Origin of the sequence: Psychrobacter sp. ENNN9_III (assembly GCF_001462175.1) — a bacterium.
GTDB lineage: Bacteria > Pseudomonadota > Gammaproteobacteria > Pseudomonadales > Moraxellaceae > Psychrobacter.
This window is the reverse complement of sequence record NZ_LNUO01000092.1, coordinates 1-16,208: the sequence shown is the minus strand read 5'-3', so window position 1 is coordinate 16,208 and position 16,208 is coordinate 1. Positions and strand designations below refer to the sequence as shown.

General features: G+C 41.6%; 14 protein-coding genes and 1 pseudogene. 2 read left to right on the top strand and 13 right to left on the bottom strand.

What is annotated here, in order from left to right; translation table 11 throughout:
* Window positions 1-29 precede the first annotated feature (29 nt).
* The 9 genes and pseudogenes from PENNN9_RS13065 to PENNN9_RS05870 form a co-directional block, all read right to left on the bottom strand.
* Window positions 30-148: pseudogene (locus tag PENNN9_RS13065) on the bottom strand (acyl-CoA dehydrogenase); the annotation flags it as partial.
* Window positions 149-247: 99 nt separating this feature from the next.
* Window positions 248-838, bottom strand: coding sequence for a recombinase family protein (locus PENNN9_RS05905; RefSeq protein WP_058368781.1), 591 nt, complete (start codon window positions 836-838; stop codon window positions 248-250).
* Window positions 839-1,405: 567 nt separating this feature from the next.
* Entirely contained in the window at window positions 1,406-1,747 is a 342-nt protein-coding gene (locus PENNN9_RS05900) for a DUF3817 domain-containing protein (protein ID WP_058368780.1), read from the bottom strand.
* Window positions 1,748-2,014: 267 nt separating this feature from the next.
* Window positions 2,015-2,722, bottom strand: a complete 708-nt coding sequence (lspA, locus tag PENNN9_RS05895) for a signal peptidase II (protein WP_045448075.1) — start codon at window positions 2,720-2,722, stop codon at window positions 2,015-2,017.
* Window positions 2,723-2,863: 141 nt separating this feature from the next.
* Window positions 2,864-4,144 (bottom strand): c-type cytochrome biogenesis protein CcmI, encoded by a 1,281-nt coding sequence (gene ccmI / locus PENNN9_RS05890; RefSeq protein ID WP_045448072.1) that lies wholly within the window; start codon window positions 4,142-4,144, stop codon window positions 2,864-2,866.
* Window positions 4,141-4,623, bottom strand: coding sequence for a cytochrome c-type biogenesis protein (locus PENNN9_RS05885; protein WP_020443538.1), 483 nt, complete (start codon window positions 4,621-4,623; stop codon window positions 4,141-4,143). The genes ccmI and PENNN9_RS05885 overlap by 4 nt, the downstream gene beginning before the upstream one ends.
* A gap of 83 nt (window positions 4,624-4,706) precedes the next feature.
* On the bottom strand, window positions 4,707-5,369 hold the full coding sequence (locus PENNN9_RS05880) for a DsbE family thiol:disulfide interchange protein (protein ID WP_082638013.1): 663 nt from the start codon (window positions 5,367-5,369) through the stop codon (window positions 4,707-4,709).
* Window positions 5,370-7,418, bottom strand: coding sequence for a heme lyase CcmF/NrfE family subunit (locus tag PENNN9_RS05875; protein ID WP_058368779.1), 2,049 nt, complete (start codon window positions 7,416-7,418; stop codon window positions 5,370-5,372). It lies immediately after the preceding gene.
* Between the two features lie 121 nt (window positions 7,419-7,539).
* Entirely contained in the window at window positions 7,540-9,756 is a 2,217-nt protein-coding gene (locus tag PENNN9_RS05870; protein ID WP_058368778.1) for a heavy metal translocating P-type ATPase, read from the bottom strand.
* Window positions 9,757-9,898: 142 nt separating this feature from the next.
* Between PENNN9_RS05870 and cadR the strand changes: the two genes are divergently transcribed.
* Window positions 9,899-10,309, top strand: a complete 411-nt coding sequence (cadR, locus tag PENNN9_RS05865) for a Cd(II)/Pb(II)-responsive transcriptional regulator (protein ID WP_011513679.1) — start codon at window positions 9,899-9,901, stop codon at window positions 10,307-10,309.
* Between the two features lie 148 nt (window positions 10,310-10,457).
* Here the strand turns inward: cadR and PENNN9_RS05860 are convergent, their stop codons facing one another.
* Together PENNN9_RS05860 and PENNN9_RS13345 are read right to left on the bottom strand one after the other, a co-directional pair.
* The gene (locus PENNN9_RS05860) at window positions 10,458-11,180 is read right to left on the bottom strand and encodes a CHAP domain-containing protein (RefSeq protein ID WP_011513678.1); all 723 of its coding nucleotides are present in this window, start codon (window positions 11,178-11,180) and stop codon (window positions 10,458-10,460) included.
* 799 nt (window positions 11,181-11,979) lie between these two features.
* Window positions 11,980-12,630 carry a DUF411 domain-containing protein gene (locus PENNN9_RS13345; RefSeq protein ID WP_011513677.1) on the bottom strand — a complete coding sequence of 217 codons (651 nt, stop codon included), beginning with the start codon at window positions 12,628-12,630 and terminating at the stop codon, window positions 11,980-11,982.
* A gap of 274 nt (window positions 12,631-12,904) precedes the next feature.
* Between PENNN9_RS13345 and lnt the strand changes: the two genes are divergently transcribed.
* Complete coding sequence (gene lnt, locus PENNN9_RS05850; RefSeq protein WP_058368777.1) at window positions 12,905-14,473, top strand: apolipoprotein N-acyltransferase; 1,569 nt, start codon at window positions 12,905-12,907, stop codon at window positions 14,471-14,473.
* Window positions 14,474-14,659: 186 nt separating this feature from the next.
* Here the strand turns inward: lnt and PENNN9_RS05845 are convergent, their stop codons facing one another.
* Together PENNN9_RS05845 and PENNN9_RS12695 are read right to left on the bottom strand one after the other, a co-directional pair.
* Window positions 14,660-15,586 carry a cation diffusion facilitator family transporter gene (locus tag PENNN9_RS05845; protein WP_058025953.1) on the bottom strand — a complete coding sequence of 309 codons (927 nt, stop codon included), beginning with the start codon at window positions 15,584-15,586 and terminating at the stop codon, window positions 14,660-14,662.
* A gap of 245 nt (window positions 15,587-15,831) precedes the next feature.
* A complete protein-coding gene (locus tag PENNN9_RS12695) occupies window positions 15,832-15,972 on the bottom strand; it encodes a hypothetical protein (protein ID WP_156410079.1) in 141 nt (46 codons plus the stop codon).
* Between the last annotated feature and the right edge of the window lie 236 nt (window positions 15,973-16,208).

Below are 16,208 nucleotides of genomic sequence, written 5' to 3'. Positions count from 1 at the left end.
CGCTCTTTTTATCGTTTTGACACTATTAATTAGTAGTCAAAGCTAAAGTGTTCAGCGGCCAATGACGTCATGGTTTTTGAAGGATTGACCATTCTTCAGCATGACCTTGAGTGCGCGGTAACATGCGTTCAAAGTAGAAGTCAGCCAGAAAATACCATTACGCACAAAGTTTAGTTAAGGCCAAAAAATAACGAATGTTTGCTAGGTGAACCGTACCGGGTTTGGAGACCCTCCGACATAGTGTCGTCTAGCCCTGCTTTAACACCCGATAAACCGTAGCTACCCCAACACCAACCGCCTTAGCGATCTCCTCTTTTGTCATATTGCCTTGACTGTCTAATTCTCTAATACGATTGTGTTTCGTTGTATTAGGCTTCTTACCGGAGGGCTTATAGCCACTGTTAGCCAATCCCTGCTTGATACGCTCTCTACGCTTGTCGTTATCAAGCTTTGCCATCGTTGCTAATAAGTCGATCAGCATATGGTTAATCACTGTTAGGATCTCACCTGTCATGCCTTTACTTACCGTATGCGTAGTTGGTAGATCAGCCACCACCAATCGCAAGCCCTTGTCTTTGATGCGCTGCTTTAGAATTGCAAAATCATCTTGAGATAGCCTGCTTAATCTGTCCACGCTTTCAACCAGCAGAATATCGCCTTGATCAGCGTCTTTTAATAGCTTAGCTAATACTGGCCTATCGAGCTTTGTACCACTGAAATGCTCAACGTACTCAACATGTTTAACGTTATAGCTTTGGCTAAAGGTAATCAAGTCAGACAAGGCTCTCTTAGCGTCTTGATCCTTAGTGCTGGCTCTCACATAAATACGAACGGTCATAACGCGACCTCTATTACTTAGACTTAATAATTAATGTTCATTGATAATAGCAAGATATTACTATCATTTAATTTTAGAAACAAGTCTAATGATAGCTAAGTTATCGTTTAGAAGTTTTATGTTTTAGGTATAGGCTAATGATAGGAAAAAAGCACAGCAGCCAGTCTTATAATTCAAAAGTCTGTTATAGATGGTTCCATGCTAACAGTCTGCTTTAAGTAGTCTGTTAATATGTTTGAAGGGTGAGATAGCTGGTTCCGCTAAGGTATACCCTACGATAACAGGAAATCCATCGCGGATGACAAAACCTGTTTAGCTTTTAAACAAGACGGGTTTGTCGATAGTATGTAAGATAAGTTGGAAAAGTAACTAGAGTGTAAGACTATTCATACTGGGTCTGAATCAAAGTTTTATTGTGATTAATTTCTGCTCAATATTATTCATTTGTCGCCATGATGAGTGATGGCGGCTTGTAATTTAGTTAGGAAAAATAATCTTGAGTAATAATATACGTTTGTATCATTTGTATCATTTGTATCATTTGTATCATTTGTAGCAGAGCTTGTTCTAGGCTTCTTTACTTACACTTTTCTGTAAGTTATTTTTTAGTAAATGATCGAATATAAATGGGCCAAAAGGTAAGAGTGAGCCGAGTACGCCCGCAGGTATTGCCCAAAGAGGCATTTTCATTTTGATAGCTGAGCCTATAAGTATTATGATATAGGTAATAAACAAAATACCGTGTGCCATACCGATGTATTTCACACCTTCTGGAATATCCAGCATATATTTTAGTGGCATGGCGATGAAGAGCAATAATAAGAAAGAGGTGCCTTCTAGGTAGCCTATAAGGGTAAGACTTTTTAACGCGGTCTCTTGTTTTTTTTCTAAGGCTGTGAATTTTTTCAATAGTTGGCTGAGCCTGTGACACTATATTTTCCTTTTGTTATTATCAATAAAGAATTTATGGATTATTCAATGTCTCTATAATAATGGCTCTACGCAGAGCTTTTAAGTATTGGGTTTTAAGACCTAAAATGAGTGAGTACCTATACCAGTCATACATTACCTTCCAGTTCACATTTTATAAACATACTCAAGTATAAAAAGTATTTTTCCGTATAGAGTGACTACGACGCTAGTTCATTTTGTTTGTGATAATCGGCATCAATGTGCTTATTTATTACGCTTACTTTCTAAAAATATCATGTCAATTATAATCAATGCGACACCGACACAGACACCTATATCTGCAACATTGAAAATAGGATAATTCCAGACATCAGCATAATGCACATGGATAAAGTCAACCACTTTACCAATTCTTAAACGATCGATTAAGTTGCCAATCGCACCACCGAGCATTAAGGCTAACCCCATGGACAATAGCTTGGCTGCACGTGGCGCTTTGATTAAATAAACCGTTAAAAAGATAGCCATTACAAAAGCTAAGCCTGAGAAAAACCATTTCTGCCAACCGCCAGCGTCGGCTAAAAAGCTAAATGCTGCCCCATAGTTATAAGCGAGTGTCCAGTTGAGAAATGGTTCAATGACCGGTACGGGGTCATTGAACGCTAATTTGGTTTGGGCCAACCACTTAGTCCATTGATCAAGTATTAATACCATTATCGCCAACAAATACCAGATAAAAGCGCGACTGCCATTGGCAACCATTTTTGGCATTTTATTCAACTTACCTTTAGGTGTTATCGAGTTGCCTGAGGTTACGTACATAGCTTTAGGCGTATGATTCATGGTTTTAGAGTCAATTGATTGATGAGTACTACTCACAGCTATAGGTACTTTATTGTCAGCAATATTAGTACTAGCCGATTCAACGCTATTCAATTTAGTACTATCTAATCTGTCGGTAGATTCAGTCATAGTTGTTTTCTTTATCTGTGTTTATACAATGAACAATGTTAAACGTATATGTTTTTAGTATACGACTATTAATAGCGCCACTTTTAAAAACGGCTCCACTTACCGCTCTGGTATTATGAAACTTACGGTAATAATTTTTTATTAGGGAATCTGTTGATTGATTTCAATATTAACCTGAGTCTGTTCAGCACTAATCACTATCGGATTACCCGATAAGTCGCCTGACTCTGCTATGGCATTACCGCTATGACTAATACGAGCAACGACTGCTAACTGAGTTTTGTCACTACGAGCTGAATTTAACGTGCGATCTGGCATCATCGCATCAAGATTGCTTAAGCGGATACTGGCCTCACCTTGCTCAATAACACTAATGGGTAAACGTTTGGCGGCAAACGGTGGACCTCCTTTAACGTCACGTATCGCAACAAACAACACATCATCAGCTTTCACTAACGGTAATAAATTAGCGTTAATTTTCACTGTCACGTCAATACCTTCTAGCGCTTGCTTTTCTTGCGTGCTAACGTAGTTGCTTAACTCATCTAAGCTTGCTAAAGCTTTAGTATGATCACCTGGTTTGGCCACAATGCTGCCTTGTAAGCGTTTAATCCAACCTTGCGCTTGGGCAAAGTTACTACTACGAGTCTCACCCATTGCCATGAGCATTTGAGCCCGTTCATGCTGCGGATTCTTAGCTAATATAGCTTGTAATACACGGCGAATATTGGCGTCTAACTGACCTTCATTAACGAAAAAGCTAGTCTGAGCATAAGTGGTGGCGATTTCTTCATTTTCAGGAGCTAAACGATAGGCACGAGATAAGGCTTCCAGCGCAGAATCAGTTGCCTCCATAGATAAGAAAAGCTCGGATAGGCGCATCCAGCGATTAGGATCATCAGCATTACGATGAACATTGGTTTGCATGGCGCTAATCAGTTGACGACCATCTTCAAACGCCCATGATGGCGGCTTGTCAATTTTAGCTGTCAATAGGTCGTCAGCCACTTGTCCTACTTTGTCCTCAGCTGTCCACAAATCAAACACGGGCGTACGATTGCCTATTAGTAAATACGCCATTGCAGCCAATATTGGGATCCAAGCTGCGACAATTAAACGGCTTTTGACATCAGGGGTGACCATAGGTGTTATCTGACGCTGCGCATCTAATAGCTGACGCTCAAGCTCCAGCTTTTGATTTTGATAATGGCTATTATTAATAGTACCGCTGTCTTTATCTGTTTGTAGCTCAGCTAAACGTTCGCGAAATACTGCAACATTAATATCTAGCAGTTGATTGTCTATTGGTTTGGACTGCAAACGCGGTGCTCGTAGCCATGGCATAATAGCAATCAGCGCAAATATAAGAGCAATCAGCAAGCTTAGAGTTACAAATAAGCCAAAAGTAGAAAATAGAGTCATTTTTTGTCCTCTAGGCTAGTAATGTCGTGGTCGACACTCTCAGCTTGCGATAATAGACGATCAAGCTCAGCCTTTTCCGTAGAGGTCAAGGCAGCAGTACTGTTCACTGTGACGCCGCTTTGACCACGGGCAACAACTTGGCGACGCTTACTTTGCCAAAACCAACCAATAATTAAGACGAGCAATAATAGTGGTGGAAAAAACCATAGGATCCATGTTGATGGTCGCATAGGCGGCTTGTAGCTAATAAAGTCACCGTAGCGCTCTTGCATATAGACGCGTATTTCAGCATCACTACGTCTATCTTTAATTAAATCATAGACTTTTTGCTTTAGATCCTGTGCAATCGGTGCATCAGAGGCTGCAAGGTTTTGATTTTGGCATTTTGGGCAGCGAAACTCTTCTATTAATCCACGATACTGAGCTTCTTGCTGTGGTGAGTCAAAATCGTATACGTCAATAGCTGCGTTTGCCGTCATGTTAAGCAGACACGCTAGTATTAAGCTTGCTAGTTTTAAAACTATATTGGGTTTTAGTTGAGGAGCTCTTATTCGAATAACGTTCATTTGCACATCTCCTCAACCTGAATGAGATCAGGACTATCGTTGTTCTTATTAGCCTCATTAAGTACGGTCAGGCACGGCTTAACACGCTGTTGCCAATTGGCTTCATTAACCTCACCAACAATATGCTGACGAATGATGCCATCTCCATCCACAACAAAGGTTTCGGGCGCACCAGTTATGCCTAAGTCTAGAGCAAACTGACCCAATGAATCCTGAATAGACATAGAAAATGGATCACCGCCTCGGTTTAAGTAACTGAGCGCATTACCAATCTCATCCTTATAATTCACACCAACGATATCAACGCCGCGCTCTTCTAGTTGCATTAAAAACGGATGCTCAATAACGCAAGTTGGGCACCATGAGCCCCAAACATTAAGTAAAAACGGCTTATCCGGCAAATTATCATTGGTGATAGTACGGGTAGTATCTGCTAATAACGGCAGCTCAAAGGTAGGAACCGGACGCTCAAGAGCGGTATTGGTCACAATGTCTGTTGGTTTACCTAAGCGCATGTACAATATAACTACCAAACCAAAAAAGAGGATAAGCGGAATTAAGAACCATAGCTTCGTCTGCTTTTTTTTCATTGTCTTTGGGTTACGCTGCTTACTGTTTTGGCTATCTTTTTGCTCAGGAGTATTATTCGACATAGTCATTTATTTCTCCTTTAGTGTCGACATCGTCGATGCTGAGATTGCCTGTTCAATAGCTACCTCATTGACTCCATCAGTAGCCAGATCACCAGTAACTAGCAATGGAGCTTTAACTTTTTTGATGCGGTATCGTTTATCAAGCATGCTAATTAATCCACCTAGAGCCATGATAATTGCCCCTAACCAAATCCAGCGAATTAATGGTTTTACATAAATCCTTAATGCCCATTGGTTACTACCATCGGCAATAGGTTCGCCCAGTGCGACATAAACATCGCGCATAAGATTGGGGTCAATAGCGGCCTCAGTTGTTGGCATAGTGCTGATAATATACGTACGTTTTTCAGGATATAGCGTTGCCACTTCTTGGCCATTCTTAGTCACTACAACCTCAGCTTGCGTTGCATCAAAGTTACTCCCCTTTATTTCAAAAAATTCAGTTACTTCAAAATCGTAACCTTGAACATTGACTGTATCGCCAATACCCATTGCTACGTCACGCTCAATACTCAAGCTACTAGTAAAGGCTATGCCAATGACAGCAACCAATACGCCAATATGAGCAGTCTGTTGACCCCAATAGCTCAGACGCAACTGCCGCAAACCGTTAAAAAGATTAGGCGCATTCTTAGTTTTATCTTTAAAATCAACTGCCATCCATAGCAGTACCCAAAAGCTAACGGCTAAAGTCACACCAATATTAAGCATAGACGATGGATTAACAAAGTAAGTAATAATGGCGGCTAATACTAAGCTACTAACGGCGATGACCATGCCTATACCCAGTAGTGGACGGGTGTCTTTTTTCCAGCGAATATTTGAGCCCATACCCATAGCTATTAATAACAGCCACGTTAAAGGTACAAATAATGCATTAAAATAAGGAGGGCCGACGGACACTTGTCCTAAACCAAAGGCATCAGCGATAATAGGATAGAGGGTGCCGAGCAACACCACTAAGGTTGCAATCAAAATGATGGCGTTGTTGATCACTAAAAAGGACTCACGTGAAATCAGCTGATATTGACTTTCAACGGTTAAACGCCAACCGCGAACGGCAAACATCAATAGACCACTACCGATGATAATGCCAAGAATAGCTAAGATAACCAAACCACGCGTCGGATCAGCGGCAAACGAATGCACTGAGGTAAGGACTCCAGAGCGTACCAGGAACGTGCCAAGCAAGCTTAAGGCAAAGGCGAAAATAGCCAGCATGATGGTCCATGCTTTAAACACCCCGCGCTTTTCAGTGACTGCTAATGAATGCAGCAATGCTAAGCCGACAAGCCAAGGCATAAACGAGGCGTTCTCTACCGGATCCCAAAACCACCAACCGCCCCAGCCAAGCTCGTAGTAGGCCCACCACGAGCCCAGTGCAATACCAATGGTCAAAAATCCCCAAGCCGCCAGCGCCCATGGACGTGACCAGCGTGTCCAAGCAGCATCTAAACGCCCTTCCCACAATGCCGCCATACAAAATGCAAAAGGCACTACCATACCCACATAGCCCATATATAACATGGGCGGATGAATAATCAGACCGAAATCTTGTAGGACAGGATTTAAATCAGCGCCATCGACCGCTAGATTGGGTAAGGTACGCTCAAACGGTGACGAGGTAAATATCAGCATTGTTAGCATCATTAACTGTACACCGGCCAAAATAACTAATACCCGCGCACGCATTGATAACGGCAAGCCGCGACTAAAGTATGATACCAGTGCACACCATGTGGCCATGATGGTCATCCATAGCAGCAAAGAGCCCTCGTGTCCGCCCCATGTCGCCGATAACTTATAGTACCAAGGCAACAGCGTATTGGAATGCTGCGCGACGTAACTGAGGCTAAAATCATTATAATAAAAACCTGCTATCAAAGCGCCAAATGACGTTATCATGGCGGCAAACTGTGCCCAAGCTAAGCTAGGGGCTAGTCGTTGCCAAGCAACTTGGTTACGAATAACACCAATAGTTGGCAGAATTACCTGCAATAACGCCAATACAAAAGCGGTAAGCAAGGCAAAATAGCCCAATTCTGTAATCAACATACGGTCTAACCTTATTTACTCTAATGCGGTTGCAGTTTACTGTAGCGGTGGAATTTTTATTATTAGAACCCACCCCCGAAATCTGCTGCTATCTCTAGTTTTTAATTGATTTCGAAGGGTTTTATTTAACTACTTTAGGCGGAGTTACCAGTGGAGGCGCGCCTTTAAAGCGCAGTAAACGTAACGCATTGAGAGTAACGAGCACTGTTGCTCCAGCATCAGCTAGAACCGCAATCCATAGTCCAGTAATGCCGAATACGGTCGTGATCAGAAAGACGCCTTTGAGACCTAAAGCGAAAATGACGTTCTGATGAATGTTGCGCATGGTGGCACGCGAAAGTGCAATCAGATGGGCCATGTCTGTAACACGACTTTTTAATAATGCGATATCGGCCGTCTCAATGGCCACATCGGTACCACCACCCATCGCGATGCCAACATCAGCGGTTGCTAGTGCTGGCGCATCGTTAATACCATCACCCACCATCGCTATTTTTCTGTTATTCTTCATCTCGTTAAGCAAGCGCAGTTTGTCCTCAGGCAACAGCTCAGCTTCCCATTCCACGTCTAAATTACTGGCAAGTGCTTGAGCGGTTAAGCGGTTGTCGCCTGTTAGCATGACGGAGCGCACACCCATCGCTTTAAGTTGAGCCACACCTTCATGAGCGTCGTCTCGTAACTCGTCTCTTAGTGCGACCAATCCAAGCACTTCTCGACTTTGCTCATCGAAAAGAACTGAGACGGTCTTGCCCTCATTTTGCAGCGCCTCGATTTGTGCCTGTTGCTCGGCTGAAATTGATGCCTCATCTGCGGCATAAACAGGCGAACCGATAGCTAGCGCGCGCCCAGCGATAGTTGCGTGTACCGCTTTACCCGCAGTAGCAGAAGCTTTAGAAGCCACAGGTATGACAACTTTGGCGGCTTTGGCATGACTGACAATAGCTTCAGCAAGCGGGTGACTAGAACCTGTCTCCACACTGGCAAAGAGCGCCAATACCTTATCTTTACCTTGAGAACCCTGATCCTGAGAATCCTGACCTTGAACACTTGAATACTCTTGTGTAATGTCAACAACATCGGTCACGCGTGGTTTGCCTTCAGTTAAAGTGCCTGTCTTGTCAAAAGCGACTGTCTTCACTTGGCCGATGGTTTCTAAAGCACTACCGCCCTTGATCAGCAAGCCGCGGCGCGCACCGACCGCTAGACCAGAGGCGATAGCAGCTGGTGTTGAGAGCACAAGAGCACAAGGACAAGCGATCAATAATAAGGCTAGACCTCGATATAACCAAGTTGACCAATCTCCGCCCATGGTTAACGGTGGGACGATGATAATTAGGGCGGCAATAGCCATCACAGCCGGTGTATAGTAACGACTGAATTTCTCAATAAAACGGGCAGTGGGTGCTTTGGAAGCTTGCGCTTGCTCTACCAAATCAATAATGCGCGAAATAGTGTTATCGGCGGCTGTCTTTTCTACGCGCACTTGGAGCACACCATCGATGTTAATTGACCCTGCAAATACATTGTCACCCATCGTCTTGGCAACAGGAACAGACTCTCCCGTCACGGGCGAATCATCAAGGCTGGACGCACCTTGAACAATGGAACCATCAGCAGATACCCTATCTCCAGGACGCACCAGCACAAGGTCATTCACTTGTAGTGAAGTCGCTGGAACGTTACGCTGCCCACCTTGAGCATCAAGTAAAATCGCACTTTTCGGAACCAGCGATGATAAGGCTCTGATGCCAGCGCGAGCGCGATCAGCAGCGATACTCTCAAACAGTTCACCGATTGAGAACAAAAAGACAACCGCTGCGGCCTCTTCAGCTTCACCAATGATAAGTGCGCCAAGCACGGCGACGGACATCAGCGTTTCAATTGAAAAGAATGAACCTGTTTTAGCCAGTGCTAAGGCTTTGCGTGCAAATGGAAAAACGCCTACAATCACAGCGATGGCAAACACCCATATCCCATAAGCGGGGAACAGTAGTGACAGTGCATAAGCGCTGCCCATCAAAATACCGAGACCAACAACCTGTTTGCCTTTTTGAGTTTGCCACCACCGCTTATCCTGCGGAGCCATCTGATTGTCGCTGTCAATATCAATAGCCGATACAGTTTGTTGACCAGTATTGGCAGATATACCGAACCCTAGGCTTTTGATGGTTTTTTCAATATCACTAGCCTGAGTCGGCGCATCAGGGGCCAAGCTTAGCTCTAGCGTTTCTGTAGCAAAATTTAGCTCAACATCAGAAACCCCAGGCATACGTTTCAAAGCTGTTTCAATCTTGCCGATGCAACTGGCACAGTCCATACCTTCAATATGATATTTCATAATAATTTACCCTTTGAATAATGGTATTATGAACCCTCTAGTGGCTTTAGAGTCAAGGTTGTCTATCTACAGTTTTGTAAATTCAATTTCTCTAGCGCCAGTCTTTACAGCCACTTTAATTATTTAAATCATAGAGGTTATTATGACAATCAAAATTGGTGAGCTCGCTAAACGCACAGGTGCCACAGTGGAAACCATTCGCTATTACGAAAAGGAGCACTTATTACCTGAGCCTTCTCGCAGCGCAGGGAATTATCGTTTATATAATGAAGAGCACATTGAGCGTCTACAATTTATCCTACACTGCCGTACGCTTGACATGGCTCTAGACGAAGTACGAATCTTACTTGAGTTTTGGGAGGAACCTGATAAAGACTGTGGTGATGTGAGCTCCTTACTAGATAAGCAAATTTATGCTGTAGAAATACGAATGGAAGAACTGATGCACTTAAAGCAGCACTTGACTGTTTTGCGCCAGAAATGTGCAAGTAGTGCACCAGCGGTATCATGTGGGATATTAAAGGCTCTTGCCGATAATTCTTGTCATGAGTAATGATATTAGTAGTGTTCATTTCTGACTGATCAAATCATGAAAGGTTAAATACACCCTGATGTTAAGCACAAAAAAACCCAGCAATGATATTAAGATCACTACTGGGGTTGGAGGAAATAATAACTATGTTGTGCTGACTTATCAGGTCTTATTTATCATTCATAGCAAGGTAGATATTTCGATCTGATGCGGATGCGTCATCCACGTATTTTGAATCACGCCATGTGGTATAAGCATAGACACCACTGTATGGGCTGATGCTGTTCTGACGGAAATCAGAAATCCAGTTTTCGCCATCAAAGATTTGGATATGGCCATGTGGACGCTTTGATGAGCGATCATAGACAATAACATCACCTACTTGGGTTGGCATATCATTACTGATTTTGCTAAAACCTGCTTTATCAAGCGTGCCACGAGTGGCGTACTGATAGGCTGAAGGATTGGGGGTGAACTCATAACCTGCTGATTGTAGTGCTTTACGTACGTAACGGGCACAGTATCCAGAGCTACCAGATAGAGCCACTCGTGAAGCACGAGCAGCAGCGATAGCGGGGGCTGAATTGCTATCAGGAACTGTATTGACTTGCTGCTGTTGTTTTTCAGCGTATAAGCGGCTGTTTAATGATGAAAGCCGACTCTCTTTTTGCTTAGCCTGCGCACTTAGGTTGCTAATAGCTTGACTGATTTCGTCATTACTAGAAACATAAGCACCACTGCTAGTGCTATAGATGTTTTTTGATGAACCGTAGTTTGATGCCACAGAAGTATTGGTGATGGTATTATTTGTTTGAGAGATTGTGATAGCAGCACCACTCGTTTGTGCTATGCCCATACCCAGTACTGACAAAATCAATAAAGCCTGTTTCATAAATCTAATACCTACGGTTAATTCAAAATGGTCTGTTATCAACAACAGCGCAGTCAATTAAATTTCAACAACTCAAGTATATATACGTCATAGTGACTGATACTTCTGCTGCATATTATTCATATAAAAAATGATTATTGGCGATCACAGCACATCATTGAAGTCTTACGAAGCTGTTGCAAATCAAGCTGCTGGCCAAAACACAAAGCCGACTTTAGCATAGGCTGTTTAGCCTGTCATCACCCTTAAAAACCCCAAAAATACTTTTTTGATGTTGAAAAAATTGCTAATATTCCACATTTTACAATGTAAGTTTGTGTAACATATACAGAATATAGCTGACTAAATTGACAACAATTTCTACTGTTTTATAAGCAAAAAAACGTCTGAGGGTTAAATCTAAATTATAGATTTAACCCTCAGACGTTTTTTTATTGGATGAAGTAATTACCCTATATAGGGTCTAACTAATTATTAAGATAATATAATAATTTATAATATTAATATAGATGTTAATTCCCTACTGGCTTATGTAATATTACGTAATTGTTTCGATACATCCTGTATATTCTTGTATTAACCCTTAATTATTTATCTATTTTAAGGGTTAATAACCGATAAATCCGCTTACATTGTCATCAAAAGTTACAAATTCAAAGTTATTTTTGCTTTTAAAGTCGCAATAGCTAATGATTTTTTTGATGAAGAATCATTTTATAAGCAATAGAACAGTCTTATACCTGCCTCATTTACTTTTAACGCTAACACTATAATCAAAGTATTCTTAACTGCTAACACACTATAATTGCTGCTCTACCGATTCAATATCAGCATAAACTTGGGTCGTCCCGTCTTTATTGAGCTGCATAACCTGATAGGGCATGAATTTATTTTGATACTCCATACCTGGGCTACCAACAGGCATGCCAGGTACGGCAAGACCCATAGCTTGTACTGGCGGATTTTCTAAGAACTGCGCCATATACTTAGCAGGTACATGACCTTCAAAGACGTAATCATCAGTAGTGACTACAGTATGGCAAGAACGCATCTCAGTTGGAACGCTGTAGCGCTCTTTAAATACGGCTAAGTCCGCAACATCTTGCGCGGTTGCACTTAGACCATTATCTTCTGCATGACTTATCCATTCTTTACAGCAGCCGCAATTGGCATCTTTATAGACCGTAGCTGAGACGTTTTTTAGTAGGTCTGGTTTACTTACTGACCTTGTCATCATGTGAGCACTTTTAGCGTTTGGTTCATCTTCCTTTAAAGTGATAGCTGTTGCATTTTCGGTTGTTACTGATGTTGTGTTTGCATCAGATACGCCACTACTCGGTTGGCTACAAGCAAATAGTGATGAGGCGGCAAGTAACACCAGCGTACCACGCAACCCCTTAGACAGATGACGATTGAATATAAGACTGGATTTTATTTTTAAGGGGGTCATAGTGCTCTCTCATGTACTGTAGATATTGTGAGCTATAGAAGGTCAAGTAACACTTCATATCGTTTGGTAATGTAGCATAATAACCCATCAAACGGGGTACGTAAATTTATACATTGAGCAGTGCGGACTGGTATCATAAGCAGTTTTTATTTTGAAATGCGACTGGTATCATAAGCAGTTTTTATTTTGAAATGCTGCCTGTAGTATTAACGGGTCTATCTGAGTTTTGGATTTTGATTAAAAATTCAAGGCTCATAATTTTGGATAATTTGCGATGCACCTGTCTACTATTAGTCTACAAAAGCGTTTGAGTACTCACTTAAATCAATTACCGCTATGGCTTACGCTAGTAGCAGCATGGCTTGCAGGGGCTATTTTTTTATTTGCATTATCGCCTTATGGGTTCTGGCCGCTAGCAATAGTGTCACCAGCGATTTTATATGCGCTGTTGGTGCCAAATATGAGTGGTCGTCGCGCTTTTATTATCGGTGAAGCTTACGGTATGGGGCTATGGTGCGTCGGCGGCTTTTGGCTCTATACAGCTATCCATGATTATAGCGATACTCCAACGTGGCTCGCATTGATTATGATTGGATTGATGGGTCTCGGTATGGGACTGTTTCATGGATTTTTAGCACTAGTCTTTAACCGTATGGTAGGCAAACAACCCTTTTCATTTGCTGCTCTTTGGGTGCTACAAGAATGGTTAAAAACTTGGTTATTCACAGGCTTTCCGTGGCTATTTGTTGGTTATGCATTTACTGAAGAGTATTGGTTATCGTCCTTAGCACCCGTTGCTGGTGTTTTTGCCGTCTCTTTTGTTGCCATACTATTGGCTGCAAGTTTAGTAGAGCTACTGCTTCGACGCAGTAGTTATGCCGTCGTTTCTGTACTGTTATTAGCCATTAGCACATCATTATGGCTGGTCAATCCGCAATGGACAAAACCTAAGGGCACACCTGATCTGTCAGTGTCATTGATTCAAGGTAATATTTCACAAGATATAAAGTGGCTGACGCAATATCAAGTAGAAACGCTAAAGATTTATGCGAAGTTAACGCGCACTGAGTGGGGACGTGATGTGGTGGTGTGGCCTGAATCATCTATTCCGATGTTTCAGGATGAGGCTGCGGGCTTTATTAGTGAAATGATAGAAATGGCCAATGCGACCAATACGACATGGATAACTGGTATCCCTTATAAGGATAAAGCGGCATTCAATGCCAGTACGGATAAGTATCCCCCATTTTACAATAGCGTGATTGCTCGAGGTGTAGAAGCGGAAGGCCTATACAAGAAGCAGCGTCTAGTGCCTTTTGGAGAGTATATTCCATTTGAAGGCGTGCTCGATATTTTCCCAAGTTTGGCCGGTAGTCAGGATATTAAGAGCTATAGTCGTGGTAGTGATCAGCAGTCACCGCTAAAGGTGCGTGAACACAATATAGGGACGGCTATCTGTTATGAGGTAGCTTATCCAGATACCACGCGTAAAAATGCCATCGATACTGACTTTTTGTTGACCGTCTCTAACGATGCCTGGTTTGGCACTTCAGCAGGACCATTGCAACATTTGCAAATGGTACAAATGCGCGCGCTTGAGAACGGGCGCTGGTTTATTCGAGCGACCAATACTGGTGTTACCGCTATCATTAACCATAAAGGTCGTATTGTAAAACGCGCACCGCAGTTTGAGCGTACTGTACTACGTGGTGAGATACAGGCACGGGTTGGTAACACGCCCTTTATGCTTATGGGAAATTATCCTATCTTGATAATAATAACCCTGTTATTACTAATAAGCTATTTTGGCAAAGGTCTAACCACACTTAGAAGACGAGGGTAATAGTAAACTTAATCATAATAATTTAATCAGCGTAAGTTTTTTATTTTTTCTAGGTAACGTCCTAACGCACGTAAATATAAAAGTTTTAAACTATTGATCACATAAGAACTGATTGAAAAAATTATGTTGACATAAGGCACGCGCCTCATACTTAAAAAGAGATAGCTATATACGGTCTATCATCTTTTAGTTGATACTTTCATTTAATGCACGCGATTTTTGATTGTCATCTGCCTTAGTACCAAATTCAATAGTTGCATGTTGTATATTCTGATGCGCCAAATCTTCCTTGATGTTTTCTTTCATAGTAATAGTCTCTTCAAACGTTATATCGGTCTTCGGTACAATATGAACTGTAAGAGCATTCTCAGTGGTACTCAAAGCCCAGATATGTAAATGATGAAAGTTTTGAATAAAATTATAGCTCTCTAAGATAGCAGTGATTTTACTGAGATCAACATTTTGAGGTACTCCGTCGATAGCAAGCTTGATACTCTCTTTTAGTAGACCCCAAGTCGATAACAGTATAACGACTGAAATAATCAAGCTAACTAGAGGATCAACGATATTCCAACTTGTATAGTAAATAATAATGCCCGAGATAACGACACCTACAGAGACCAATGCATCTACCATTAGATGCAAGAAAGCACCTTTGATATTAATATCGTCTTTTTGACCTTTGTAGAATGCAAAAGCAGAAACAGTATTTATAAATACACCTATTAGAGCTGTAATAATAATAACTTTTCCTGCAACTTCCGGTATCGTATCAAATCGACCCAAGGCCTCATACGCAATACCTATAACGATTGTAACTAACAATATGGCGTTAATAAGAGACGCCATTATAGAAGCTTTTTTGTAGCCATAGGTATAAAGCGTAGTAGATGCTTTCTGTGCTAATTTCATTCCAATTAACGAGATTATTAAACTGGCAACATCACTTAAGTTGTGGCTAGCGTCTGCGATTAAAGCTAATGAATTAGTTGAATAGCCCACTATAAACTCGATGAGCGTAAATGCAGAATTTAGACCAATCCCAATATAAAAAGCTTTATTCATATTTTTAGGGTCTGGAGCTTGATGACTGTGGTTATCTGAATTACTCATAATTTACCCTTGTTTAGGTTGCTGCATTTTATTAAAGGTAGAAAATAAGTTTATTGCATATTTTCTATATTGCACAGTCAATATTGCTCTAATACCGTAGACCCACTTATTTTTATCAATAAACTGAGCCACAACTTGATTGTGTGTCCTATCTCTCCTTGGGCGAAAAAAGCGGATTTTACTGTAATCTAACTGGCTTACGTAAGCTTCTTGTTCTCATGTTCAAGCTCTTTAGTATGTGTAGCTTAGTCTTGAATGTTGGTTAGTATAGTTTCATTAGTGTGCTTTTTATGACATGACCACATAAAGGTGTAATCGTTTAATGCTTCAATCAGCATACGAACGGCGCGTTCTTTAATCTCAGGAGTGTAGGTTTGTCTTTTCATTATCGTATTCTCTCAGAAAGTTGAGTCTCCGACAATCTCGGGGCGGTTCAGAATAATGATGGGGCTAGAAGCCCCTTATATTTTGTGTAACTTAAATCGTTATTGAGTACGCTTTGATTAAGGGCAATATACCTTAGCACTGCTAACCGTTTTTGGTTCTATTATATGGTACTGATATAGGAAACAGTGCTTGTTTTGCCATGGGCATTTTTTTTGCAGCTTGCTTCTACGTCTGG

What these genes read in the sequence shown, in the direction of transcription:
- PENNN9_RS05845 (WP_058025953.1), bottom strand. Translation starts at nt 15,586, where the DNA reads ATGAGTAATTCAGATAACCACAGTCATCAAGCTCCAGACCCTAAAAAT.
- PENNN9_RS05875 (WP_058368779.1), bottom strand. Translation starts at nt 7,418, where the DNA reads ATGTTGATTACAGAATTGGGCTATTTTGCCTTGCTTACCGCTTTTGTA.
- ccmI (WP_045448072.1), bottom strand. Translation starts at nt 4,144, where the DNA reads ATGACTCTATTTTCTACTTTTGGCTTATTTGTAACTCTAAGCTTGCTG.
- PENNN9_RS05860 (WP_011513678.1), bottom strand. Translation starts at nt 11,180, where the DNA reads ATGAAACAGGCTTTATTGATTTTGTCAGTACTGGGTATGGGCATAGCA.
- PENNN9_RS05870 (WP_058368778.1), bottom strand. Translation starts at nt 9,756, where the DNA reads ATGAAATATCATATTGAAGGTATGGACTGTGCCAGTTGCATCGGCAAG.
- cadR (WP_011513679.1), top strand. Translation starts at nt 9,899, where the DNA reads ATGACAATCAAAATTGGTGAGCTCGCTAAACGCACAGGTGCCACAGTG.
- PENNN9_RS13345 (WP_011513677.1), bottom strand. Translation starts at nt 12,630, where the DNA reads ATGACCCCCTTAAAAATAAAATCCAGTCTTATATTCAATCGTCATCTG.
- PENNN9_RS05880 (WP_082638013.1), bottom strand. Translation starts at nt 5,369, where the DNA reads ATGACTATGTCGAATAATACTCCTGAGCAAAAAGATAGCCAAAACAGT.
- lnt (WP_058368777.1), top strand. Translation starts at nt 12,905, where the DNA reads ATGCACCTGTCTACTATTAGTCTACAAAAGCGTTTGAGTACTCACTTA.
- PENNN9_RS05885 (WP_020443538.1), bottom strand. Translation starts at nt 4,623, where the DNA reads ATGACGGCAAACGCAGCTATTGACGTATACGATTTTGACTCACCACAG.
- PENNN9_RS12695 (WP_156410079.1), bottom strand. Translation starts at nt 15,972, where the DNA reads ATGAAAAGACAAACCTACACTCCTGAGATTAAAGAACGCGCCGTTCGT.
- lspA (WP_045448075.1), bottom strand. Translation starts at nt 2,722, where the DNA reads ATGACTGAATCTACCGACAGATTAGATAGTACTAAATTGAATAGCGTT.
- PENNN9_RS05905 (WP_058368781.1), bottom strand. Translation starts at nt 838, where the DNA reads ATGACCGTTCGTATTTATGTGAGAGCCAGCACTAAGGATCAAGACGCT.